This window comes from Corynebacterium sp. LaCa_70, assembly GCF_058182015.1.
The window spans coordinates 1,834,219-1,856,747 of the sequence record NZ_CP190914.1; the positions used below are offsets into that span (position 1 = coordinate 1,834,219).

20 protein-coding genes and 1 pseudogene are annotated in these 22,529 nt (G+C 57.1%); 8 read left to right on the top strand and 13 right to left on the bottom strand.

The window, feature by feature from the left end; translation table 11 throughout:
* Positions 1-131 precede the first annotated feature (131 nt).
* Positions 132-2,348 (top strand): NADP-dependent isocitrate dehydrogenase, encoded by a 2,217-nt coding sequence (locus tag ACP8MI_RS08340; protein ID WP_249606005.1) that lies wholly within the window; start codon positions 132-134, stop codon positions 2,346-2,348.
* Positions 2,349-2,882: 534 nt separating this feature from the next.
* Here the strand turns inward: ACP8MI_RS08340 and ACP8MI_RS08345 are convergent.
* Complete coding sequence (locus tag ACP8MI_RS08345) at positions 2,883-4,235, bottom strand: SLC5/6 family protein (protein ID WP_144737056.1); 1,353 nt, start codon at positions 4,233-4,235, stop codon at positions 2,883-2,885.
* Between the two features lie 242 nt (positions 4,236-4,477).
* Between ACP8MI_RS08345 and metX the strand changes: the two genes are divergently transcribed.
* The 5 genes from metX (at position 4,478) to ACP8MI_RS08370 (ending at position 10,643) form a co-directional block, all read left to right on the top strand.
* On the top strand, positions 4,478-5,596 hold the full coding sequence (gene metX / locus ACP8MI_RS08350) for a homoserine O-acetyltransferase MetX (RefSeq protein WP_249606006.1): 1,119 nt from the start codon (positions 4,478-4,480) through the stop codon (positions 5,594-5,596).
* Positions 5,597-5,748: 152 nt separating this feature from the next.
* Positions 5,749-8,151 carry an MMPL family transporter gene (locus ACP8MI_RS08355; RefSeq protein ID WP_249606007.1) on the top strand — a complete coding sequence of 801 codons (2,403 nt, stop codon included), beginning with the start codon at positions 5,749-5,751 and terminating at the stop codon, positions 8,149-8,151.
* Positions 8,144-8,908, top strand: a complete 765-nt coding sequence (locus ACP8MI_RS08360) for a TetR/AcrR family transcriptional regulator (protein ID WP_053084967.1) — start codon at positions 8,144-8,146, stop codon at positions 8,906-8,908. The genes ACP8MI_RS08355 and ACP8MI_RS08360 overlap by 8 nt, the downstream gene beginning before the upstream one ends.
* A 93-nt stretch (positions 8,909-9,001) precedes the next feature.
* Positions 9,002-10,111, top strand: a complete 1,110-nt coding sequence (locus tag ACP8MI_RS08365) for an SWIM zinc finger family protein (RefSeq protein WP_049150199.1) — start codon at positions 9,002-9,004, stop codon at positions 10,109-10,111.
* 10 nt (positions 10,112-10,121) lie between these two features.
* Positions 10,122-10,643 carry a gluconokinase gene (locus ACP8MI_RS08370; RefSeq protein WP_082148363.1) on the top strand — a complete coding sequence of 174 codons (522 nt, stop codon included), beginning with the start codon at positions 10,122-10,124 and terminating at the stop codon, positions 10,641-10,643.
* Here ACP8MI_RS08370 and ACP8MI_RS08375 read toward each other — a convergent pair.
* The 3 genes from ACP8MI_RS08375 to ACP8MI_RS08385 are packed head-to-tail and all read right to left on the bottom strand — an operon-like array spanning position 10,630 to position 13,321.
* Entirely contained in the window at positions 10,630-12,012 is a 1,383-nt protein-coding gene (locus tag ACP8MI_RS08375; protein ID WP_049150198.1) for a GntP family permease, read from the bottom strand. The two genes, ACP8MI_RS08370 and ACP8MI_RS08375, sit on opposite strands and share 14 nt — an antisense overlap.
* A 51-nt stretch (positions 12,013-12,063) precedes the next feature.
* Positions 12,064-12,480: a DUF3017 domain-containing protein gene (locus ACP8MI_RS08380; RefSeq protein ID WP_311199486.1), complete on the bottom strand. Its 417-nt coding sequence runs from the start codon at positions 12,478-12,480 to the stop codon at positions 12,064-12,066.
* The gene (locus tag ACP8MI_RS08385; protein ID WP_337891772.1) at positions 12,470-13,321 is read right to left on the bottom strand and encodes a bifunctional methylenetetrahydrofolate dehydrogenase/methenyltetrahydrofolate cyclohydrolase; all 852 of its coding nucleotides are present in this window, start codon (positions 13,319-13,321) and stop codon (positions 12,470-12,472) included. Before ACP8MI_RS08385 ends, ACP8MI_RS08380 begins: the two co-directional genes overlap by 11 nt.
* Before the next feature lie 23 nt (positions 13,322-13,344).
* On the opposite strand from ACP8MI_RS08385, the gene ACP8MI_RS08390 reads away from it, so the two are divergent.
* A complete protein-coding gene (locus ACP8MI_RS08390; protein WP_018121411.1) occupies positions 13,345-13,815 on the top strand; it encodes a tRNA (cytidine(34)-2'-O)-methyltransferase in 471 nt (156 codons plus the stop codon).
* On the opposite strand, the gene ACP8MI_RS08395 is transcribed toward ACP8MI_RS08390, so the two are convergent.
* From ACP8MI_RS08395 to ACP8MI_RS08430, 8 genes are all read right to left on the bottom strand, one after another.
* Positions 13,812-15,371, bottom strand: a complete 1,560-nt coding sequence (locus tag ACP8MI_RS08395) for a PH domain-containing protein (protein ID WP_284589591.1) — start codon at positions 15,369-15,371, stop codon at positions 13,812-13,814. The two genes, ACP8MI_RS08390 and ACP8MI_RS08395, sit on opposite strands and share 4 nt — an antisense overlap.
* On the bottom strand, positions 15,368-15,817 hold the full coding sequence (locus tag ACP8MI_RS08400) for a PH domain-containing protein (protein ID WP_049150194.1): 450 nt from the start codon (positions 15,815-15,817) through the stop codon (positions 15,368-15,370). The genes ACP8MI_RS08395 and ACP8MI_RS08400 overlap by 4 nt, the downstream gene beginning before the upstream one ends.
* A 65-nt stretch (positions 15,818-15,882) precedes the next feature.
* Positions 15,883-16,065, bottom strand: a complete 183-nt coding sequence (locus ACP8MI_RS08405; RefSeq protein WP_239211561.1) for a hypothetical protein — start codon at positions 16,063-16,065, stop codon at positions 15,883-15,885.
* Between the two features lie 45 nt (positions 16,066-16,110).
* A complete protein-coding gene (locus ACP8MI_RS08410) occupies positions 16,111-16,902 on the bottom strand; it encodes an ABC transporter ATP-binding protein (protein WP_053084966.1) in 792 nt (263 codons plus the stop codon).
* On the bottom strand, positions 16,899-17,960 hold the full coding sequence (locus tag ACP8MI_RS08415; RefSeq protein WP_236588446.1) for a FecCD family ABC transporter permease: 1,062 nt from the start codon (positions 17,958-17,960) through the stop codon (positions 16,899-16,901). The genes ACP8MI_RS08410 and ACP8MI_RS08415 overlap by 4 nt, the downstream gene beginning before the upstream one ends.
* A 7-nt stretch (positions 17,961-17,967) precedes the next feature.
* Positions 17,968-19,029: a FecCD family ABC transporter permease gene (locus tag ACP8MI_RS08420; protein ID WP_284595059.1), complete on the bottom strand. Its 1,062-nt coding sequence runs from the start codon at positions 19,027-19,029 to the stop codon at positions 17,968-17,970.
* Positions 18,978-19,985 (bottom strand): ABC transporter substrate-binding protein, encoded by a 1,008-nt coding sequence (locus ACP8MI_RS08425; protein WP_284589589.1) that lies wholly within the window; start codon positions 19,983-19,985, stop codon positions 18,978-18,980. Before ACP8MI_RS08425 ends, ACP8MI_RS08420 begins: the two co-directional genes overlap by 52 nt.
* 160 nt (positions 19,986-20,145) lie before the next feature.
* Positions 20,146-20,754, bottom strand: coding sequence for a neocarzinostatin apoprotein domain-containing protein (locus ACP8MI_RS08430; protein ID WP_039734271.1), 609 nt, complete (start codon positions 20,752-20,754; stop codon positions 20,146-20,148).
* 152 nt (positions 20,755-20,906) lie between these two features.
* Between ACP8MI_RS08430 and ACP8MI_RS08435 the strand changes: the two genes are divergently transcribed.
* Positions 20,907-21,365 carry an excalibur calcium-binding domain-containing protein gene (locus ACP8MI_RS08435; protein WP_239658412.1) on the top strand — a complete coding sequence of 153 codons (459 nt, stop codon included), beginning with the start codon at positions 20,907-20,909 and terminating at the stop codon, positions 21,363-21,365.
* Between the two features lie 404 nt (positions 21,366-21,769).
* Here ACP8MI_RS08435 and ACP8MI_RS08440 read toward each other — a convergent pair.
* A pseudogene (locus ACP8MI_RS08440) lies at positions 21,770-22,498 on the bottom strand (SPFH domain-containing protein); the annotation flags it as partial.
* Between the last annotated feature and the right edge of the window lie 31 nt (positions 22,499-22,529).

The following is a 22,529-nucleotide window of genomic DNA, read 5'->3' on the forward strand; positions in this document are numbered from 1 at the left end:
AGGTACCACAACTACCTTGTGAAACCTCCATACGTGGGTCACAATTCTCGGCGTCGAACAGCAAACTAGTCAGTTTATAGGTAACCTGGGGCCGCAACATTTTAGTGACGAAATATTTCAAGGAGTCTGAAATGGCTAAAATTGTTTGGACCCGTACCGACGAAGCCCCACTGCTGGCTACCTACTCGTTCAAGCCAGTGGTTGAGGCGTTTGCTTCCACCGCGAATATTGATGTCGAAACCGCCGATATTTCTTTGGCCGGACGCATCATCGCGCAGTTCCCAGAGCGTCTCACCGACGAGCAGAAAATGGACGACGCCCTGGCACAGCTTGGCGAGCTGGCGAAAAAGCCAGAGGCCAACATCATCAAACTGCCAAACATCTCGGCTTCCCTGGTGCAGCTCAAAAACGCCATTAAGGAGCTCCAGGAAGACGGTTACGACCTTCCTGATTACCCAGATAAGCCAGCGAACGACGAAGAAGAAGAGATTCGCGATCGCTACGATTCCGTGAAGGGTTCGGCTGTGAACCCGGTGCTGCGTGAGGGCAACTCTGACCGCCGCGCACCGCAGGCTGTAAAGAACTTCACGAAGAAGCACCCACACTCCATGCAGGACTGGCCAGCAGATTCCAAGTCCGCTGTGGCCACCATGGACGACAACGACTTCGCGCACAACGAGAAGTCCGTCATCATCGACGGTGACGACGAGCTGAGCTTCGTGCTGAAGGCCGCTGACGGTTCCGAGAAGGTTCTCAAAGAAGGCCTGAAGGTAGAAGACCGCGAGGTCGTCGACGCCACCTTCATGTCCGCCAAAGCCTTGGATTCCTTCCTGCGTGACCAGGTTGCCTACGCCAAGGAAAACAACCTGCTGTTCTCGGCGCACCTGAAGGCCACCATGATGAAGGTCTCCGACCCAATTCTATTCGGCCACGTCGTACGCGCTTATTTCCACGACGTCTTCGACAAGTACGGTGACGAGCTCATCGAAGCTGGCCTGAACGGCGAAAACGGTCTGGGCCACATCCTGGAGAGCCTGGACAAGCTGGACAACGGCAACGAGATCAAGAAGGCCTTCGACAAGGCGCAGGAAGACGGCGCCCCACTGGCGTACGTCAATTCCCACAAGGGCATCACCGCCCTGCACGTGCCTTCGGATGTCATCGTGGACGCTTCGATGCCTGCCATGATGAAGACCGGCGGCCAGATGTGGAACAAGAACGACGAAACCCAGGACGCCCTGGCAATCATCCCGGATTCTTCCTACGCCGGTGTTTACCAGACCGTCATCGAGGATTCGCAGAAGAATGGTCAGTACGACCCAACCACCCTGGGTACCGTGCCAAACGTGGGCCTGATGGCCAAGAAAGCCGAAGAATACGGCTCCCACGACAAGACCTTCAAGATCCCTTCTGCAGGCACCGTCGAGGTTCGCAACAGCGCCGGTGAAGTTCTAATCTCCCACGACGTCGAAGAAAACGATATTTGGCGCGCCACCCAGACCAAGGATGAGCCAATCCAGGACTGGGTCAAGCTGGCAGTTTCCCGTGCACGTACTTCCGGCATGCCAGCCATTTTCTGGTTGGACGAGAACCGTGGCCACGACGCCACCCTGATCAAGCTGGTGAACAAGTACCTCGCAGATCACGACACCGAGGGCCTGGACATCACCATCATGGATCCGATCTCGGCCACCAAGAAGTCCGTCGACCGCATGCGCAAGGGTGAGGACACCATCTCCGTGACCGGTAACGTGCTGCGTGACTACAACACCGACCTGTTCCCTATCTTGGAGCTGGGTACTTCCGCGAAGATGCTGTCGGTGGTTCCGCTGATGGCTGGCGGCGGCTTGTTCGAGACTGGTGCTGGCGGATCCGCTCCGAAGCACGTCCAGCAGGTTCTGGAAGAAAACCACCTGCGCTGGGACTCCCTCGGTGAATTCCTGGCTCTGGCAGAATCCTTCCGCCACGAGGCAGCGAAAAACGACAACGCCAAGGCAAAGGTCCTGGCCTCCACCTTGGACAAGGCCACCGAGACGCTTCTCGACGAAGGCAAGTCCCCTTCCCGCAAGGTAGGCGAGATCGACAACCGTGGTTCCCACTTCTACCTGGCGATGTACTGGGCGCAGGAGCTGGCGGCACAGTCCGAGGAATCGGAGCTGGCTGAGCACTTCGCACCAATCGCAGAGAAGTTCTCCGAGGCCGCCGACAAGATCGACGCCGAGCTGATGGAAGTTCAGGGCGAAGGCGCTGACCTGGGTGGCTACTATCAGCCATCCGACGAGCAGGCTTCCAAGGTGATGCGTCCATCGGCTACGTACAATCAGCTGATGGAAGAGCTGAAGAAGTAATCTTTCGGCTTAAGTCGGGGATGCTGCCGAAACCACAAAGCATGCAGCAGCTGTAGTAGCTGCTGTTGCTTTCGAGCCGTTCTGAATTCGGCAGCTGCGGCGGCTAAATTAGCTGCAGAACCTGCGCCGTATAAGCGGCGCAGGTACATAATTAAAGCTGAAAGCGCCCGGGGCAGGTTTTTCTGCCCCGGGCGCTTTGGTTTTCTGGTTCCGGGTCTGGCTCCGGACTTGGATTCTCGGGGGGTTGCCCGGCTTTGGCTCTGGGCTTAGATTCTCGGGGTGTTGCGCGGCTCTGGCTCTGGGCTTAGATTCTCGGGGGGTGCCCGGCTCCGGATGTTGCCGAGATATTCGGGTTTTGTGTCTTTTTTGCAAATAGTGGGCCAAAACCCGCCCTTTTTGCCACACTATTTGTAAAAATGCACCACTAGTTTTGGTTTAAAAACCCCATTTCCCCAGGTTGCGAAGGTTCCCGGGCTACCCCAGCCCCATTTACCCCACCAGGTAGCGAAGGTTTCCGGGCTGCCCCAGCCCCACTTAACCCACCAGGTTGCGCAGCACATCCCAGAAGGTTCCGGCCATCACGACGATACCGATGATGACCACGAACCAGTTGCTGGCAACCGGCCGGAAGCGCTTGAGAGCATCGACTTTGTAGATCGCCCACACTGGCAGCAGGTACGTCATGAAGCCCATGAAGATGCCACCGATCAGCGTGATCATGTCCAGGATGGATGGGTTGATGATCGCCACGGCCGTGACCACCACAAACACGAATACGTAGATCGCGATGGCCACGCTCCGTGGGTTAGCATCCCGCATCGCGCCTGGCGCCACCAGTTTGCCGAAGTACCGGGTGCCTTCCACCGTGGCCAGCAGATGGCCGAAATACGACGAAACAATCGCACAAATCACCACGATCGGCGCAATATAGGCCAGGAACTGCGTTCCGGTCTCATTCGCCAGGTAAGACAGCACGGGGATGTTTTGCTCGTAGGCTTCTTCCATGCCGTCTGCACCCAAAGCGAGTGCGGAAGACCAGACGAAGAACATGGTGAAAAGCGTCAGCAAGGCCGTGGCAATCAGGATGATCTTGGAGGATTGCTTCTCGGCTCCGTCACCGTAGAAGCGTTCTGTGTCCAGCACGAACTGCGAAATTGCCGCCAGGAAGCTGAAGGAGAACACCAGCACCGGCATGATCAAGATGATGTCGCCGAGGTTAGCGACGAAGCCGTCGGCGCTGTAGTGGTAGAACGAGCTGAAATCCCACTGCGGGATCAGGTACAAAGACACCGCTGCCAGCGCCACGATCAACGGGTAGATCACGAACTGCGCGACCAACAGCGCGGTGTTGCGGCCGAGGGCAAAGCCGAGCGTCATCAAGCCGACGCAGAGCGTCGCCAAGATTGGGCGTGAGATTTCTGGGCCGTTCAGCTGGTTTTGGATGAAGCTGTCGACGGTGTTGGTGATCGAGATGCCGTAGATCATCACGATCGGGAATACCGTGAACCAGTAGATCAGGGCGACCAAAATACCGGCGTTTTTGCCGAAGAAGCTGGTGACTACTTCCAGCACGTCTTGGCCTTGTTGCGAGGATCCGCTGAGCATGCGCGCGTAGGCGCGGTGCGAAAAGAATGCCATGGGGCCGATCAGCAGGGTGGCTACCAAAAGCGGCCAGAACCCGAAGCTACCGGCATTGATGGGCAAAAAGAGGATGCCGGCACCGACTGCGGTACCAAACAGTGCCAGGGCCCACTTCGAGTTGTTGGGTTTTTCGCCGCGGACGTCCTGATCGTAGCCAGAACCGCCTGGTGCGCCGGGATCGCCAGCTGTACCTTGGCCGCCTGCGGTTTCGGTCTGTGCTGAGGCGGGAGTGTGTTTTTCGCTCACGAGCTGGAGCCTTTCCGTCGTCAAGAATGATTATTAATAATCACAGATTGTTGAGCAGTCCACACCATTATGTCAGCCACATCACAAGAATAAAAAACCAGATCTGAAGCACAAACAAATCGGCCATATCAGGCTTGTCGACGAATCCCGCCGCGGAAGCAGAATATAATTCTATAAGTAGACAGCTCTGTTCATCTAGACTATGTGAAGCAAGTTACCGTCCACGTCGGAAAGCGACAGATATGCCTCATACCACGCCTTTTGGCCCAACTTCCACGCTGAACCACGCCAGCATCGGCGAATTCCGCACCGAGGCTGGCGCCATGATGGATGAGGTCACGCTGGGCTACCACGTATTTGGCACTTTCCGGGGTGAACTGGATGGCCCCAATAACGTCATCCTGATCGAACACGCCCTGACCGGTTCCTCCGACGTCTCTGACTGGTGGGGAGATCTCCTTGGGCCCGGCCGCGCACTCGATACTTCGCGCTGGTGCTTTATCTCCGTGAACGCGTTGGGCGGCTGCCACGGTTCCACGGGGCCGTCTAGCAATGCCTCCGACGGACGCGCCTGGGGTTCACGCTTCCCGGCGGTATCAATTCGCGATATCGTCGCCGCGGAGGCCCAGCTGCTCGCCATGCTCGGCCTGGAAAAAATACACGCCGTCATCGGCGGTTCCATGGGCGGTGCCCGCGCGCTCGAGTGGTCGCTGCTCTACCCTGAAATGATGGATGCGGTGTGCATCCTGGCGGTCTCTGCCCGGGCTTCCGGCTGGCAAATTGGTATTCAGTGCGCGCAGATTTCCGCCATTGAGCGCGATATCAACTGGCACGGTGGCGACTACTACGACACCGACGACTATCCTCTCGAGGGCCTGTGCGCCGCCCGCCGGATCGCACACCTGACCTACCGCGGTGAGCAGGAGATCGACGAGCGCTTTGGTTCCGATCCCAACGAAGGCGAAAACCCCTTTGGTGAATTCCGCGATCCCACCCAGCGCTTTGCCGTCAATAGCTATCTAGAGCACCAAGGCCTTAAGCTGTCGAAGCGTTTCGACGCCGGTTCGTACGTCGCACTCACCGAGGCGCTAAACCGGCACGATATTGGGCGTGGGCGCGGCGGCCTCAATCGTGCACTCGGAAATTCCACTGTGCCCACGATGATCGTCGGCGTCGACACGGATATTTTGTACCCGTATCACCAGCAAGAACACCTTTCGCGCAATATCGGCAACTTCTTGGGCATGGCCAAAATTGTCTCCCCCGTGGGTCACGACGCCTTTTTGACGGAAACACGGCAGCTGGATCGCGTTTTTCGGAAGTTCTTGAAGCTGTCCCTGCCGGAGCCCTACAGCATTTAAGCCTGCCTGCCCGCGCCCTGCCAGGCGCAATGTGGGCCATCCCCACCCCCGCGCGACACTATCCATAAGCCCCGCGCGATACTTGCACACCGACTGCAATCTTGCATAGTATGTGCAAGTATTTTATTTGCTGCATACCGCAAAGGATTGTCATGTCGCGCTTCCTCTACCGGCTCGGTAGCCTCGCCTACCGGCACGCCTGGCCTTTTCTCGCCTTTTGGCTCATTGTTCTTACCGGCTTAGGCATCGCCGTTGCCACCGTTGCCCAGCAACCTTCGCCGAATTTTTCCATGCCGTCGATGGATTCCACCGACACCCAAGAACGCATGCAGGAGCATTTCGCACGCGATAAAGCTGCGCAGGGCGAGGCCACCGACGAGCAGGATTTCGTCTCCGCGCCCGAGGGCACGGTGGTTATCCAAGCACAGGATGCCCCACTAACGGACCCGAAGGTCATGGCTGAAGTCGACGCCTTGGTCGCCGATATGCAGGCCACCGGCGTGCTCGCTACCCCAGAATCCGTGGTCAACCCGGTTATGGCGGCTGCGGGCATGGAACAGCAAATGCGTGAGCAGCTCGCCGCCCAGGGCATGCCGGAAGAAAAAATCCAGGCGGACCTGGCCGCAATCTCGCCATTATCGGACGACGAACACACCGGCACCATCTCGCTGACCTTCGATGCCGTAACCGCCATGGACATTGCGCCCGAAGCCCGCGAAGCCATTACCTCGCTTGTCGACGCCTTCGACGAGCAACCCGGCTTCCAGGCTGGCTATTCTGGCAACGCTTTCATGGGTGAAATGGGCATGGACCCAACCGCGGAAATGATCGGTTTAGCCGTTGCCGCCATCGTGCTGCTGGTGACTTTCGGTTCCGCTATCGCTGCCGGCATACCGCTGATTTCTGCGATCGTCGGTGTTGCCACCGGGCTGCTCATTGTCATGTCCGGCACCGCACTGACCGACGCTATCAATGACATGACCCCGGTTTTGGCCAGCATGATCGGCTTGGCCGTGGGTATCGACTATTCGTTGTTCATCCTTTCGCGCTTCCGCAACGAGCTGATCACCGTGACCGGGGCGCAGCACCAATCGCCGAAGGAATTCGCCCAGACGCTACGTGGCCTGGACAAGCCTACCCGCGCGCACGCGATGGGCATGGCCCTGGGCACCGCCGGCGGTTCCGTGATTTTCGCGGGTGTCACAGTACTGATCGCCTTGGCTGCCCTGAGCATCATCGATATTCCATTCTTGACCGCCATGGCCTTGGCCGCCGCAGGCACCGTCGCACTCGCGGTGCTGGTCGCACTGACGTTCCTGCCCGCTCTGGTCGGCCTGCTGGGCTCTAAGATTTTCGCCTTGCGCATCCCGGGCCCGAAGGTCCCGGACCCAGAAAACGATAACCCCACCATGGGGCTGCGCTGGGCGCGGCAGATTCGCAAGCACCCAATTCTGAACCTGGTGGTTGGCGTCGTCATGCTGGGCATTCTGGCCATTCCGGCAGCGCAGTTGCAGTTGGCTATGCCTACCGAGGGCCAGGAATCGCCCGGCAGCCCGCAGCGCAACGCTTATGAGATGACCGCCGAGGCCTTTGGGGACGGCCGCAACGCCCCGATGCTCGCGTATATCGACGCCACCAACACCCCTGCCGAGCAGCGCCCGCAGCTGATGCAGGAAGCGATGACGACGTTTACCGCCACCGACGGCGTCGTCAATGCCCAGGTGATAGATACCACTGCCGAGGCCGATGGCATCCAGATGCTGATCACCCCCACCACGGGCGCTACCGACGAGGAAACCACCGATACTCTGGAGCGTCTGCGCGAGAACCAGACGCACTTTGCTGAGCAGTACGACGCGGAATTCGGCATCACCGGCATCGCCCCGATCTTCGACGATATTTCGCAGCTGCTGACCAGCATTTTGATCCCGTATATCCTGATCGTGCTGGGCCTGGCATTCATCGTGTTGGTGCTGGTGTTCCGCTCCATTCTGGTGCCGCTGATCGCGGCCGCAGGTTACGCCCTCTCGGTTGCTGCGACCTTCGGCCTGACGGTGTTCATTTTCCAGGAAGGCGGGTTCGGCATCGTCAGCGATCCGCAGCCGATCTTGTCCTTCCTGCCGATCATGCTCATCGGTCTGACTTTCGGTTTGGCCATGGACTACCAGGTCTTTTTGGTCACCCGCATGCGCGAGAATTTCGTGCGCGTCGGCAAGACCGCTGGCAATGCAACGGCGAACGGCTTCAAGCACGGCGCGCGTGTGGTCACTGCTGCTGCGCTGATCATGATTTCGGTGTTCGCGGCGTTCATGCTTCTCGACGAACCGTTCATCCGCACCATGGGATTCGCACTGGCCGTCGCCATCCTGTTGGATGCGTTTATCGTGCGCATGACGCTGGTTCCGGCCACGATGTACCTGCTGGGCAACAGCGCTTGGTGGTTCCCGCGTTGGCTGGATAAGATTTTGCCGCGCCTGGATATCGAAGGCGAAGCTTTGGAAGACGACAAGGAGAAGCTGTTGGCGCGCACGGAAAAGCAGGCCAGCGATGACTAGCCGCACGGGCCACGGTGCTGGCAACAGGGCGACTGGGGGCTGCCCCAGCAACACCAGCCTGCGGGAGAAAAAGAAGGCCGAAACCAAAGAGGCCATCGCCCGAGCTGCAGCGCACGTCTTATTGCGCGACGGCGCAGAGGCGCTGACTGTCGCCCATGTTGCCCAGGCGGCCGGGGTTTCTCCCCGCACGTTTCACAACTACTTCCAGTCCATGGAAGAGGCCTTGCTGTGGTTTATCCATTTGCACGGCGCGGAGATCACCGAGGCTTTCGCGCAGGTTCCGGCCGAGTATTCCGTGGTGGAAGCTGCCCGCGCGGTGTTTGTTGTGGGGTCCGATGCTGGTGCTGGCACTGACGCTGTCACTGGCACTGGCACTGGCGAGCAGTCCTCGATGGTTGCGTTAATGCACGTGGTGCAGCAGGTAGCGGCGATGCCGAATATTAGTGCAGCAAAATACGCCTTCGAGGAGAACTACGGCAACACGTCCCCGCATTTGCTTGCCGACGCTTTGGCCGCGCGGATGCCGGATGCTGATCAGTTCACCATCCACACGTACGACTGGTTGATCGGCGCCGCGATTGCCTCGGCGGTCGACGAATACACGGCTGCACGGTCGTCGGCACGCAGCCGCGATGTCGGCAGCTCCGGCGTCTCTGATTCTGACTCTGAAGCAACCGAAGCAGTTGGCGAAAAGACCCGCCCTGAGTTGAATTCTTTGCTCAATAGTGCGTTCGATGCACTGAAGTTGATCTCCTGATGGTCTGGGAATTATCCACGTCAGGATTCATTAATTAGTAATCTTGTTCGACTCCATACGGCTCTGTGTGCAACGGCATCTTATTCTTAAGTTATGTCGTTGCCACAGCAGTCTTATTTAATTAACCTCCTTAGTCCTAACTACATCGCCGACCACACAGATCCCGGAAGTTTTCACAAAGGATCCACTATTGATCCCGCGGCAATTTCCGGCCATACAGTAACCGACAAATCTATTAAAGCTTTTGTGCAGGGATCGACAATCCACCCCTATGAGGTGCACATCAAGCTGGTCGAAGGCGTGCCCATCACCTATTGCAGCTGTCCTGTGCAGCACCAATGGTGCAAGCACTGCGTCGCCGTCGGTTTACGCAGCATCGCATTATTTCAAGCGCCCGAGGATCGTTTCCTAGAAAACTTTGTGGAGACCGCCAGCCCGAGTGAAATCGTTAGTGCATTCCGGCAAATTTTTCAGTGGGAACCACAGGTGCAGCTCCCGCTACAGCTACACGTTTTGGCGCATACTGGCACGACCGTGAGCATTTCGGAGTTTCTCGAAGATCACCTTGGCAAAGCCATTGGCAGCTTTCTGCCGCCGCGGTGGACAGAAAACAGCCCTCCATCCGGAACTGGTGCACATTCAAGTTCGCAACCGGGCGTCGGCAAGCGCGAGCACACTGCGCGATTTGAAGAAATGATGGTGATTTTTCGGCATTTCCTCGACCACGGGCATACAGAATTGCTGCTTCCGTATCTCGAGGAATTCATTAAGCAACTTGCCACCAACCGTACGCTGAGCCTGGCGGGATCTGAGGCTGCGAAGAACACGCTTAACGATGCGCTTGCGCTGCATTTATCCGCGGCCAAGGCTGTGGTGAACTCTCCGGATACGCATGCTGGGGCAGAAATCGCGCGCTGGATAACCTGGACCTATTTTTTCAACGAAGATATTGCGCCACGTCTGCCCGTCTACGCTGCCGAAAAAGCATTGGGGCAAACCAGCATAGACTACTGCGTGAATTTCGCGTTCCTGGCAGAAGGCTACTACGGCAAAGAGCACCCGCGGCTGTGGCCGTACCTGCGCGACGTCATCGCCATCGCCGCGCCGCCGCAAGCTAGTGCGATTACAGCGTACGCAGAGAGTTTAGGCCTGCCGAGGAATAACGCCGACGCAGCCACCGATGAGGTTCCCGGCGAGTGTTAGGATCACGGTCATGCCTGAACATGCACCGGATGCGCCGCTGCCCCACCACATCGTCGTGATGGGGGTTTCTGGCAGCGGCAAGACCACCGTCGGCACAGAGCTGGCGAATCTGATGGGGCTGGTCTACCTGGACGGGGATGATTTTCACCCGCAAGCCAATATCGACAAGATGGCCAGCGGCATCCCGCTTGACGACGCCGACCGCCTGCCGTGGTTGCGGCGCGTCGGCAATTGGCTCGCCGAACAAGAACACGGCGCGATCGTTGCGTGCAGCGCGTTGAAACACAGCTACCGCGAGATCTTGCTTTCTGAATGCCCCGGCACCGTGTTTGTGCACTGCACAGGCACACGCGAGCTGCTGGAGCAGCGCATGCTGGAACGCACGAAGCATTTCATGCCGGCGCACTTGCTGGACTCGCAGCTGGCGACACTCGAACCGTTGCGTGGCGACGAGCCCGGCGCGAGTTTCGATGTCGCAGCCCCGCCGACACTGGTGGCGGAGGCAATGAAAGACTGGATTACAGCGCGCTGACGCCGTAAATCACCATAACCAGGGCGAAACCAATAACGGAGATCAGTGTTTGGTTCACCGTCCAGGTTTTGAGCGTGGTGGCGGTATCCATGCCCATCAGGCGGCCAACTAGCCAGAAGCCGGAGTCGTTGACGTGGGAGGCAATAACGGAACCAGCCGCCGTCGCCAAGACGATCAGTGCAAGCGCGACTTCAGAGTAGTCCGCGGCGGCCACACCCGGTGCCATGAGTGCTGCGGCCGTCGTCAAGGCCACGGTCGCCGAGCCTTGCGCAACGCGGAGTGCGGCAGCGATCAAGTAAGCGGCGAGGATCAGCGGGATGCCCATGCCTTCCATGGATTCGGCAAGCGCATCGCCAATGCCTGAGGTACGCAACACGCCACCAAACATGCCGCCGGCACCGGTGATCAACACGACGGAACAGATTGGGCCCAGTGCGCCGTCCATTGATTTCTCGATGGCTTCGCGGCTTACTCCCCTACGCAATCCCAACACAGCGATGGCGGCAAAGGCGGTAATCAGCAAGGCGATCGGGGTTTGGCCGAGGAAACGCAGGAATTGCACCAGCCCGGAATCGCCATCGATCCAACCTGCGGTGGCGGCGGTATTCGCGCCGGTATTGCCGAAGATCAGCAGCATCGGCAACAGCAGGATCATGGCGACGGAACCAGCGCCCGCCGGGTTCTTCGGGGCCTCGGAGCGCGCGCCCAGCAGCAAATCAGGTACCGGCAGCGGGAATTTACGGCCCAGGAACTGCCCCCACACATAGCCGGAGATATACCACGTCGGCAAGGCAATAAGCAGGCCGAACAGCAAGATCAGCCCGATATCCGCATTGTAGAATTCAGCGGCCGCCACCGGGCCTGGGTGCGGTGGCAAGAACACGTGGGTAACAGAAAACGCACCGGCGGCTGGAATACCATAAGCCAAGATCGGGCCATCCAGGCGCCGCGCGACTGCAAAAATGACCGGCAGCATGACGATGAGCCCGGCATCGAAGAAGATCGGAAAGCCCATCAGCAACGACGCCACGCCCAGGGCAAACGGGGCTCGTTGTTCCCCGAATTTGCTCACCAACAGTTCCGCCAGCGATTGCGCGCCACCAGAGTTCTCCACCAATCGGCCCAGCATCGCGCCTAAGCCGACCAGCAAGGCCACCGATGCCAAGGTGGAGCCGAAGCCATCGGTCATGGTCGGGACGACGCCTTCCAGCGGGATTCCCGTGGCCAAGGCCGTCAGCGCGGAGACGGTGATCAGGGTGATGAATGCGTGGATGCGGAAATAAATCACCATCAGCAAAATCATTGCGACGGCGGCCGCGGCGATGCCTAGCAGCGGTGCGGTGCCCAGTGCGGGCTCCCAGGTATCCATTGGTGACATTGGTGCAACTTTCTACTCTGTGCGGCTATGTGCGGCGCACGACTAACTTCCTAGTGCATCCACCGAGGCGGACAAAAACATCAGCGCTGCTCCTGCAACAGCACTGAACGAAGCATCGAACCTGCGCGAACGCACAGCAAAAACGCCCAGTTTTGCGGAATCGCAGGTCAGCCGCAACGCAGCCAGCCAAAGCATCGCCACGCCCAGGGCAAACGTGGAACGACGCCAATGATCCGCCACCAAAAACCAGGCGGCGGCGGCCAGCAGCACGATAAACGCGGCCATCCCGACCCACTGCAACCACCCGGGTATGCGCGAGGGCGCCAGGTTCAGATCATGCGGGTTGGCCAAGCCGCTGCGGTCGACCTTGTTCCGGTGGGTGCTCAGGCGACGAGCACCGTCACCGACGGGTTGTTCGGCGCGGCCACTGGCCCGGTGCGAGTGTGGTTTATCCGGCATGCAATTCTGCTCGCTCCACCACGTTGTGCACCAGGAATGCGCGGGTCAGGGGGCCCACGCCGCCGGGGTTGGGTGAGACCGCGCCGGCCTTGTCCCATACCTCGGGTGCCACATCGCCGGCGAGTTTGCCGTCGACACGCGAAACGCCCACGTCCAGCACGGCAGCGCCCGCGGAAATCATGTCTGCGGTGAGCATGTGCGGCACGCCAGCAGCGGCGATGATGACATCGGCCGCCTTGGTTTCTGCCGCCAGGTCCTTAGTTCCGGTGTGGCACAGGGTGACAGTGGAGTTTTCGCTGCGGCGAGTCAACATCAGACCAATCGGGCGGCCAACAGTCACACCACGCCCGATGACCACGACTTTTGCGCCGTTAAGTTCCACGCCGAAACGACGCAGCAACGAAATGCAACCGTTCGGGGTGCACGGCAGCGGTGCATCCTCATTGAGCACAAGCTTGCCCAAGTTCACTGGGTGCAGGCCGTCGGCGTCCTTGTCCGGGTCGATGCGCTCTAGCACCTCGTTTTCATTCAGGTGCTTCGGCAGCGGCAACTGCACAATATAGCCGGTGCAGGCTGGGTCTTCATTGAGCTCATCGATGACGGCGAGCAGTTCTTCCTGGCTGATATCAGCAGGGAGATCGCGACGGATCGAGTTGATGCCCAGGGCTTCGCAGTCGCGGTGCTTCATTTTGACGTAGCTGTGCGAACCTGGATCATCGCCCACCAACACAGTGGCCAGACCAGGGGTAATGCCCTTTTCGCGCAGCTTGTCGACGCGCTTTTTCAGATCGTCGAAGATTTCGTCTCGGTAGATTTTTCCATCCAATGTCAATGCAGTCACGGCTACCATTCTAGACTCTTGCCATGGCCGATTTGCATGTTGTCTTTGATAATCCGGTAATCCCCTCGAATACCGGCAACGCGATCCGTTTAGCTGCGGTAACCGGCGCCCACCTGCATTTGGTGGAGCCGCTGGGTTTCAATTTCGACGATAAGCATTTGAAACGCGCGGGGCTGGATTATCACGATTTGGCGGATCTGCAGATCCACCCGAACTTGGATGCGTGCTTGGATTCGCTTGCCGACGGCCGGCTCTTTGCTTTTAGCACTGGTGCCAGTACTTTTCACACCGACGTCAACTACCAAGACGGCGATATTTTACTCTTTGGCACAGAACCCACCGGTCTGCCAGCTGAGGCACTTGCGCACCCGCGGGTGACCGAGCAGGTGCGCATTCCCATGCTGCCGGCGCGCCGGTCGATGAACCTGTCGAATTCAGCGGCCGTCGCGGTATTTGAGGCGTGGCGGCAGTTGGGTTTTAGTGGCGGAATCTAGTGAAAAGTCCCCGCCTGTTCTAGTTCTGGCAACGTGCGCTGGCGCAAGTATTCGAGGAGTTCTTCGGCATCGCCTGGGGAAAGATCCGCACCTACCATGCTCACTGGCCCGCCGACCAGGTCCAGGCGTAAACTGCGCAAACCAAGCAGCGCCTGTATCGGCCCCCTGCGCAACGAGAGCTCTTGGATGTGCGGCTCAGCGACGATGGCAACCTTACGCCCAATTCGCCCGTGGTGGATGATCACGGCGTCGTCGACAAGCGTGACGCCCTGTTGTTGGTAATCAATCGGCGAGCACCAACGGGCCTGTTTCGGCGAGGTGTACCGGGGGCGGGTGAAACCGTCTGGCCGGGCAAACTCGGCAAGCTGCTCGTCGGCAAGCGGGGTGACCAGTGCGGCGATCTGTTGGGCCTGTTGTTTGCTGCCAACGGGCAAGATCATCGTGGAGCCGGAATCGCTACCGGACAGCGCGCCATAACCTGCGACGTCTACCTGCACGATCCACCAGCCAGTCAGCCGCCACAGGACGGGTTGGCTGATTTCGACGGCGTGAATGCGGTTCAGCGGCACTGATTGCCGACGCCTGCTGGTTAACCCGTACGCGATGTCGAGGGACGGAGAGTTGTTCGGCCCGCCGGTCTCGTTGAGCGTGGCGGTGAATTGCCACGCGTTGTTGAGGTGGCCAAGCAACGTGCCCAGGGCGGCAAAGACGATGACGAAACTGGAAATGATATTCAGAGGGGTAAACAGCTGGGCAAGTACGACGAAAGCCGCGATCACGGTGCTGGGACGCAGCGCCCGTGAGCCGAGCACCCGTCCGTCGGGAATCGGCGGGATGATTACGCGGTTCGACTGGTCAGTCGAATGAGCCGGATGGGCGAGATCAGGCTTGTGTGTTTGCGCGGCATCACCGGCTGGGGTTTCTGCCGGCGTCGCTTCCGGTGCACCGGGTTCTGCGATGCCCGAGTGCGCGGTATCAGGCTCGGTTGATTTTTCACCACGCACGCGCTGCAGAACTTCCGCGCGTAGGCGTTCTGCTTCTTTCTTGCGCAGATATTCGACTTCAATTACAGAATCCGAGCCGCCGGCCGTCTCGACGCGGACTTTCGCGAGGCCAAAGATGCGGGCGACGAACGGCTCGACGATGTCGACGGCTTGGATGCGATTGAACCGTGCCGAGCGCACTTGGGTAGAAAACACGCCCTTTTTCCGCGCGATTTCTTCGTCGTCAAGCCGGAAGCCCATGGCCCGCCACCAGAAATACGACAGTCCCACGATGAGTACCGCGATGCCGAGCAGAATCGCGGTGCCAACCAGCAAGTCGGTCAGGTGTTCGCCATCTGCCCAACTGGAGACCGTGTTGATAATCGTCGAATTAATGTTGACGAAAATGACGACGGCCAAACCAACGAGCAGCGACCAGAACTCCAGGATCGGAGTGAGGAAATGGACGCGGTGCCACTGCTGCTGGTTGGTTTGTACCTCGGCCGCTGGGTGTGAGCTCTGTTGCTGTGAACTCTGTGCACCGTTTGGCTGTGCGTTATCTGCTTCGCTCATAGGCCACTCATCCTCTCGCGGGCCTTTTCGGACAGGCGTTGCCGCAACGCGTCGGCGTCGACAGCTGCAAGCCCAGGAACATCGGAATCAGACGAAGACGAAGCCGTATGCAGCTTCACGTTTTTTAAGCCAAAGAGTTTATCGATGGGGCCGGCAGAAACATCCACGAATTGAATCCGCCCATACGGCACGACGGTAAAGGTATGCCAGATTTTGCCGCGGGTGATCAGAAGTTCATCGTCAGTTTCTTTCCAGCCAAGCAGTTTCACCTGCCGTGGAATGAGCCAGATGCGGAAAAGGACGAAGGCGACGATGACGGCGGTGGCGATCCACAGCCAACTGCTCCAGAACACGGCGGCTGCGATGGAGCCGCCAATAAATAATACGGCCCAGGGCAGACCTGAAAGATAACGCGCTTTGATCAGTTTCATCGACACTGGGTTCATAGCAGCCCAGGTTACCTTTCGCTGAATGAATGCGCCTGGAACACGGCGCCTCGGGTCAGTGTAAGTTATCCGTAAATAAGCCAGGTCAGAGTTTCGTATTGCTCCAGCAACCGTTGCTCTTCGAATTCAAGAGAATCTGATTCTCGAAGCCGTCGAAGAATTTCAACCGTAAATGGAGCCATTTGCGATTCGACACGATCACGTTCAGCTTTGAGCTGGTCTACCGACCATGATTCGAACAATTGCACAGACACCGTCCTCCTAAATAGTGTCCTCTCCGCATTCCCTATAAATCAGGATCCACGATGATCCCAACGTGGAATAACCAGTGGTGTTTGTGACTCAGGGTCGCAGATGACTTTCGCATTCACCCGGAATGCTGTGGCAAGTAACTCCTCTGTAAATACTTTTTCCGGGCTCCCCTGAGCAACGATACTGCCATCCTTCATCGCAATGATGTGGTCACCATAACGCGCGGCTTGATTGAGATCATGCAAAACGGCCACCATCGTTGTGCCTTCTTCGCGATTCAATCGCCGGCACAGTTCCAGCAATTCGATTTGATGATTGAGATCGAGATACGTTGTCGGCTCATCGAGCAATAAGATATCTGTTTCTTGTGCCAAGGCCACTGCCATCCACACACGCTGGCGTTGCCCACCCGATAATTCATCAACCATCTTTCCCGAAAGTGCATGCACCCCAGTTGCTTCCATAGCGCGTGCGACAGCTACATCATCTTCGTGCGTCCACGGGCTGAAAAGCTTCTGGTGAGGATAACGGCCACGGTTCACTAAATCCACCACACGCACTCCCTCTGGCGCGACTGGGCCTTGCGGCAATAAACCAATTTCTCGGGCCACCGTTTTTGTCGGAAGATTTTGGATTATGTCCCCATCAAGCATGATATGCCCCTCAGTGGGTAGCAATAAACGCGCTAGCGCCTTAAGAAGTGTGGATTTCCCACAGGCATTTGGACCCACGATTACAGTGAATTTTTCATCAGGAATCTCCACCGACAAGGCCCGCGAGATTATCGTAGAGTCATACGCCAAACTGGCATCGACAGCAGACAACCTTGTCATCGTGTTTTTCCTTCCCGAAGCAGCAACCACAAGAAATAAATGCCGCCAATCGATACAGTAACAATTCCCACTGGAAGCGGTGATTCTGAATAAATGCGTTGGGCAATGACATCGGCGAGCAACAATAAGAACGCTCCAACAGTAGCCGACGTACCTAGTACCAACCCATCGGCACGGACCACCCGACGAGCAATATGTGGAGAAGCCAAGGCAATAAACGCGATCGGGCCCACTGTCGAGGTCGAGACCGCGATCAAGCCAATCCCCACTACAACCGCGATTAATTGCACCCGATGCACCTGTAAACCCAGAGCCGTTGCAAAAGGGATGCCGATTTGCATAATGCGCATCGGCCGTGAAAGGCACACCGCTGCGAAGCCAAATATCACGGCACCCACGAGAATAAGGCGTACATCAAACCAAGTTGAACCTGATAAGTTACCCGCGCCCCAGAGGCTAGCCATAAGCGCATCTTCAACAGTGGCAGTCAACAGCATCCACGTGTTCAATGACGCCAACATAGCGCTTATCCCAATACCAACTATGATCAACCGCACTCCGCGCGCAGTTCCATTTCGCGTGGCTAACGCAAAAACCAACAACGCAGTGATTATTCCGCCTAGCAGAGCACCGACCATGACCTTCACCGAGCCACCACCAAGCACCAGCATGACGAACAAGGCACCGGTATAGGAACCGGTTTGAAAACCAATCACATCGGGAGAGCCAAGAGCATTGTTCGTCAGCGTCTGAAATATTGAACCGCTCACTGCTAGCGAAGCACCAAGCAAAATCGCAATAAGAATGCGAGGCGCCCGCCATTCCATGACAATCATGGTGCTGAATTCGTCACCGTTTCCCAGAATCGCATTCCAAGTTTCCGTGATTTTCACCGACGCAGAGCCAGTAAAGAGTGCATATACTGCTAAGCAAAAAATCGCTATCCACACAGCAATGCAAGTCCACAGTGCCCGAGCATCAATGCGCCAAATGCCATTGGCATTCCTCACGACCTGCACTTCGTAACAACGCCGACCAAAATCTATGTGTTTTTCCACGCGTAGCCTACAATTCATTAAGACGGAATCGCCGTGCCATCCAAATCAGCACCGGGGCACCAATAAATGCAGTCACCACCCCGACGGGCACCTCTCCTTCAGTGAGTACACGCCCTAAAACATCACTCAAAGCCACCACAATGGTCCCTAAAAATAGAGAATATACAGTGATCCAGCCCTGGTGAGGTCCAATCAACATCCTGGCGAGATGAGGTGCCAATAACCCGATAAAGCCAATGGGGCCAGTAGCTGCAGTTGCTCCACCAGCTAACAAAGTAATTGCGACCAAAGCAACCAGTCTAATCCTGTTTGGGCGTGCGCCCATTGCCACTGCGCTTGCCTCCCCCAGCGCCAAAACGTCGAGAGCTCGGGTACTCAACAACGCAATAACCAAACCGCCAATGATCCATGGTAATGCCAGCAATGCGTCGTCAAGCGACTGTGAAGCAGTAGTCCCCGCAGCCCAGCCGCGCATACGGCGCAACACATCTGAATTTGTCAGTAGAATCGCGGAACTGAGACCGCTAAGCACCGCACCCAACGCGACACCAGACAAGGTCATCCGAACAGCATGACCATGATTTTTCCCCGCGTTACCAACCACAAAGACCACTACAGAAGTGGCAAATGCACCGACCAGAGCAAACCACATATAGTTGCGCAGATCTGTAAGCCCCAAAAAGGCCAAACCCACCACGACCGCCAAGGACGCTCCCGCATTAACCCCTAGAATCCCCGGGTCAGCTAGCGGATTGCGCGTGACCGCTTGCATCAAACCGCCAGCGACACCGAAACCAGCGCCAGCTAAAAGCACAAGTACAGTTCGCGGCACCCGTGATTGCCACACAACCTGGGACAGCGGATCACTTGATTCTGGATGAAACAAATAATGCAGCACTTCATCAGGAGCAAGTGCTCTCGCCCCCACGCCGAGGCTTAATAACAAAGCCCCCAGTGTGAGAACAGTCAGCAGAAACACCCCGGTGAAACGAAACCGGAACAGCACGAAACCCGCACCTAATGTAGCTTGTCGAATTCTTTGACCTGCTGTGCAAGCCCTTGCAGCCACTTAGCAAATGCGTAATAAGTCATCGCACCTTTTGAAGACCATCCGGCCAACTGGTCATTTTCTACCGCAGGCAGACTATCCCACAGTTCTGCAGAAAATGGTTGTTGTTCATCCAAACCTTCTACCAAGATGACATCAGCTGGATAGCTGCTGGCTTCTTCCCATGCCACTTTGCCCCACGGGTTACCTTCTGCTGGTGGCTGCGCACCAACAATATTGGCACCTAGTTCCTCTAAGAAGTTAGCGTGGTTAAATCCCACAGCCGTGTAGAGCATTTCTTTGGTCGGGCTGGTAAGCATAAAATCTAGCTCTTTGCCCTCAACTGCTTTGGAAAAATCTTCTTTAGCAGATTTAAAATCTTCTCTGGCTGTGCTCAGCTTTTCATCGCTCAGATCAGCTCCCAGAAATTCCCCGAGTTTTTCCGTGCCGTCCAAGTTTTCCTCAATACTGTCACCATCAGGCAAGGGAATAAACGTTGTGACGCTCGTAAGTTGCTTATTGACATCGTCATCAAACCAGCTCCAGCCATCGGCATCACCATGTCCGATGACGGCGTCAGGGCGAAGCTGCGCGAGCTTTTCCATGTCAATCTCGCCATCTTTACCGATTTGTTCAACTTCGCTGATGTCGGTATCACCCATGACCCAGGGATTGTCGCAATCGTATCCAAAGACGGCGTCTGGAGTAATATCCAGATGTTCTAACGCGCTATAGGCGTAGCAGTCCATAACCAGGTGTTCTGGCTGCTTTTCGAATTCTAGGTTGAGACCTTCGATAGTTGGGTGCTGGAAAGTAACACCTTCTACATTTGTATCTGTATCTCCGGAGGCCGAGGAACCATCTGTAGAAGTATCGGCACCGTTTTCGGCACTGCACGCACTGATAAAAAATGCCAGAGCACTGGCTACAGCTAGCGCTCTGGCGGTATTCGGCTTTGTGCCATTTTTAGTAAGCATAAAAATCCTTTCAGTAATGTAGCTCTTGGCCGTAACTTACTCAGATTATATGAGCCTCACTTACAAAGGCAAGGCTTTCATGAATAACATCGGGATTACTTATGCTTACCGTCTTTAGGCAAGCTCGGATCGACACTCACCGTGGAATTAGGCTGGCCTCTTAGACGAACTTGATCTCAGTTTCTTCGACGCGCTTGAAGCCTTCGGTGTGGTCACCGAACAACTGCACGTTGCAGTCCTGGGTGGTGCAGTCGACGCCTTCGCCGGTTGGGGTGGCGCGCAGGGTGACGGTAGCGGTGCCGTCTTCGTTCATGTCGACGGTGCCGCCCTCAGTCTTGACCCATGCCTGGGTAGCTTCGTCGCCGTGGTCACCGGTGCACAGTGGTGGACGGCCTTCAGAGTCGTTTTCGTCGTCAGCACAAATAGCGACGTAGTAGCCTTGCTCTGGGTTCAGACCAGACAGTTCAATTTTCAGTTCGCTGTCTGCTTCCACACCAGCTTCTGGGTCTGGGGTCACGCGCATTTCAGCGTCAATGGCCTGCATTGCTTTATCACCGGCTTCTTTCGCCTTTTCGGTGGCGGATTCAGCAGCGTCACCAGCGGCTTCGGTGGCAGACTCTGCGGCGTCGGCAGCCTCGGAGGTGACAGAGGCGGCGGTGTCTTTAGCTTCTTCAGAAGAGCAGCTAGCCAGCACCAGTGCGGAAGCAGCGGTGATGCCCAGGGCTGCGGAACGAAGCGTACGGCGACGGGAAGTCTTTGCAATAGTCATAAGCGCCATTATATGCATGGCTTATTTTTGAACAAGGTAAGAGTTGCTTTAGAGGTAGACATCAGGAAATATGGCCACATGTGAATTCCCTGCGCAAAACACTCTTAGCGACGCTTTCTACCACGTGCATTCTCTTAGCATCGTGCACGGATGTGGATTCTTCAACGGGCCAAGCAATGGTTACCGAAACGTCAACGGAAACATTCACGGAAACTGCAACCGCGTCAGCATCGTCCATAGAAGAAGCACGTGCTGAAGACGCAGCGGAAAACCCAGCCGAGGTCAACGCGCACGAACATTCTGAGCGTGGCAATGGTACGGTGCTTCCGGAACGCTACGACGATCGCTTCCCGCGTGCTCAGGAAGCACCAGCAGGTCAGCCACCAGTACCGGAGGCTCCGGGGACGAATCCCGAGATGAACGAACACCCGGTGGCACCGGCACAAGTCGAGGCACCTGCTCCTGCTGCCCCAGCGGCGGCGCCCGGCGGCGAGACGTATTTCCAAAATTGTGCGGCCGCTCGTGCAGCCGGTGCCGCTCCCCTGCACGCAGGCGATCCGGGCTATCGCTCACAGCTGGACCGAGACAAGGACGGCGTAGCCTGTGAATAATCCGCCTGTGAAAAATCCTGCCTGGGCTACAGCTTGAGCCTGCGGCCTACAGAAAGCGATAGCCGCAGCGCAACCACTGCGGCTGGAAAAATAACTGTACGGCCAAGCAAAGACCAACGTTTGGTTTAGGCCCGATGGTTCCCGTCACTGGTCTTATCATCTGCGGCAAGCTCGTCGGCACGCTTGTACTCGGCTGCTTCCGGGCGTAAATCCATCGAGGTGAACTCGCCCGCGTTCATACCAGCGGCATCGGCATGCTCCGACGCATTTTCCGCCGCATGTGCGCCAGCATCATCGCTGGCCACACCGCGTTCTTTCCCGACGTTTTTATCACTAGGCCCGCTGCCCACCAAGGAACTCAGGTTTTGGTTTAGGTCAGCAAAGCCTTTTTGGAATTTACCCATGTTGTCCATAAAGCCACCCAAAATATCGATAGGCAACGGAAAGACTACGGTCGAGTTTTGGTCTGCCCCGAGCTCCAGGATGGTCTGCAGGTACCGCAATTGAAGCGCAGCCGGTGCCTTCTGTAGTTCCTCGGCAGCCTCACGCAGTTCCTTGGAGGACTGCAACTCACCGTGCGCAGAAATTACCTTTGCGCGTCGCTCACGCTCGGCCTCGGCCTCGCGTGCCAATGCGCGTTGCATGAGCTCTGGAATTTCCACGTCTTTAATCTCTACGATACGGGTCTCCACACCCCAACGATGTGTTTGACCGTTGATAATGCGACGCAAATCTTCGTTGAGCTCATCACGATGAGCTAAAAGATCATCCAAACTAGCACGTCCCAGCAGGGAACGAAGGGTGGTTTGCGCGATCTGCGAGGTTGCCACCGCGTAGTTTTCCACCTGCAGCACGGCCTTGATGGAATCGGTAACCTCAAACATGACGACGGCGTTGACTCGCACCGATACATTGTCTTTAGTGATAATTTCCTGCGGCGGAATAGTTAGCGTAACCACACGCTGGTCGACGCGTTCCATTTTGTCAATCACCGGGATGATCCAGTGCCCACCAGGTTCCATTAGCGGGCGCAAGTGTCCGAAACGGAACGCCACACCACGCTCGTACTGTTTAATTACTTTGAATGAATAGCTGATGATAACTACCAGCACTCCCAGTGCTAGTAGTGCCATAATCGGCCAAAATACTAGTGCGCTCATTGTA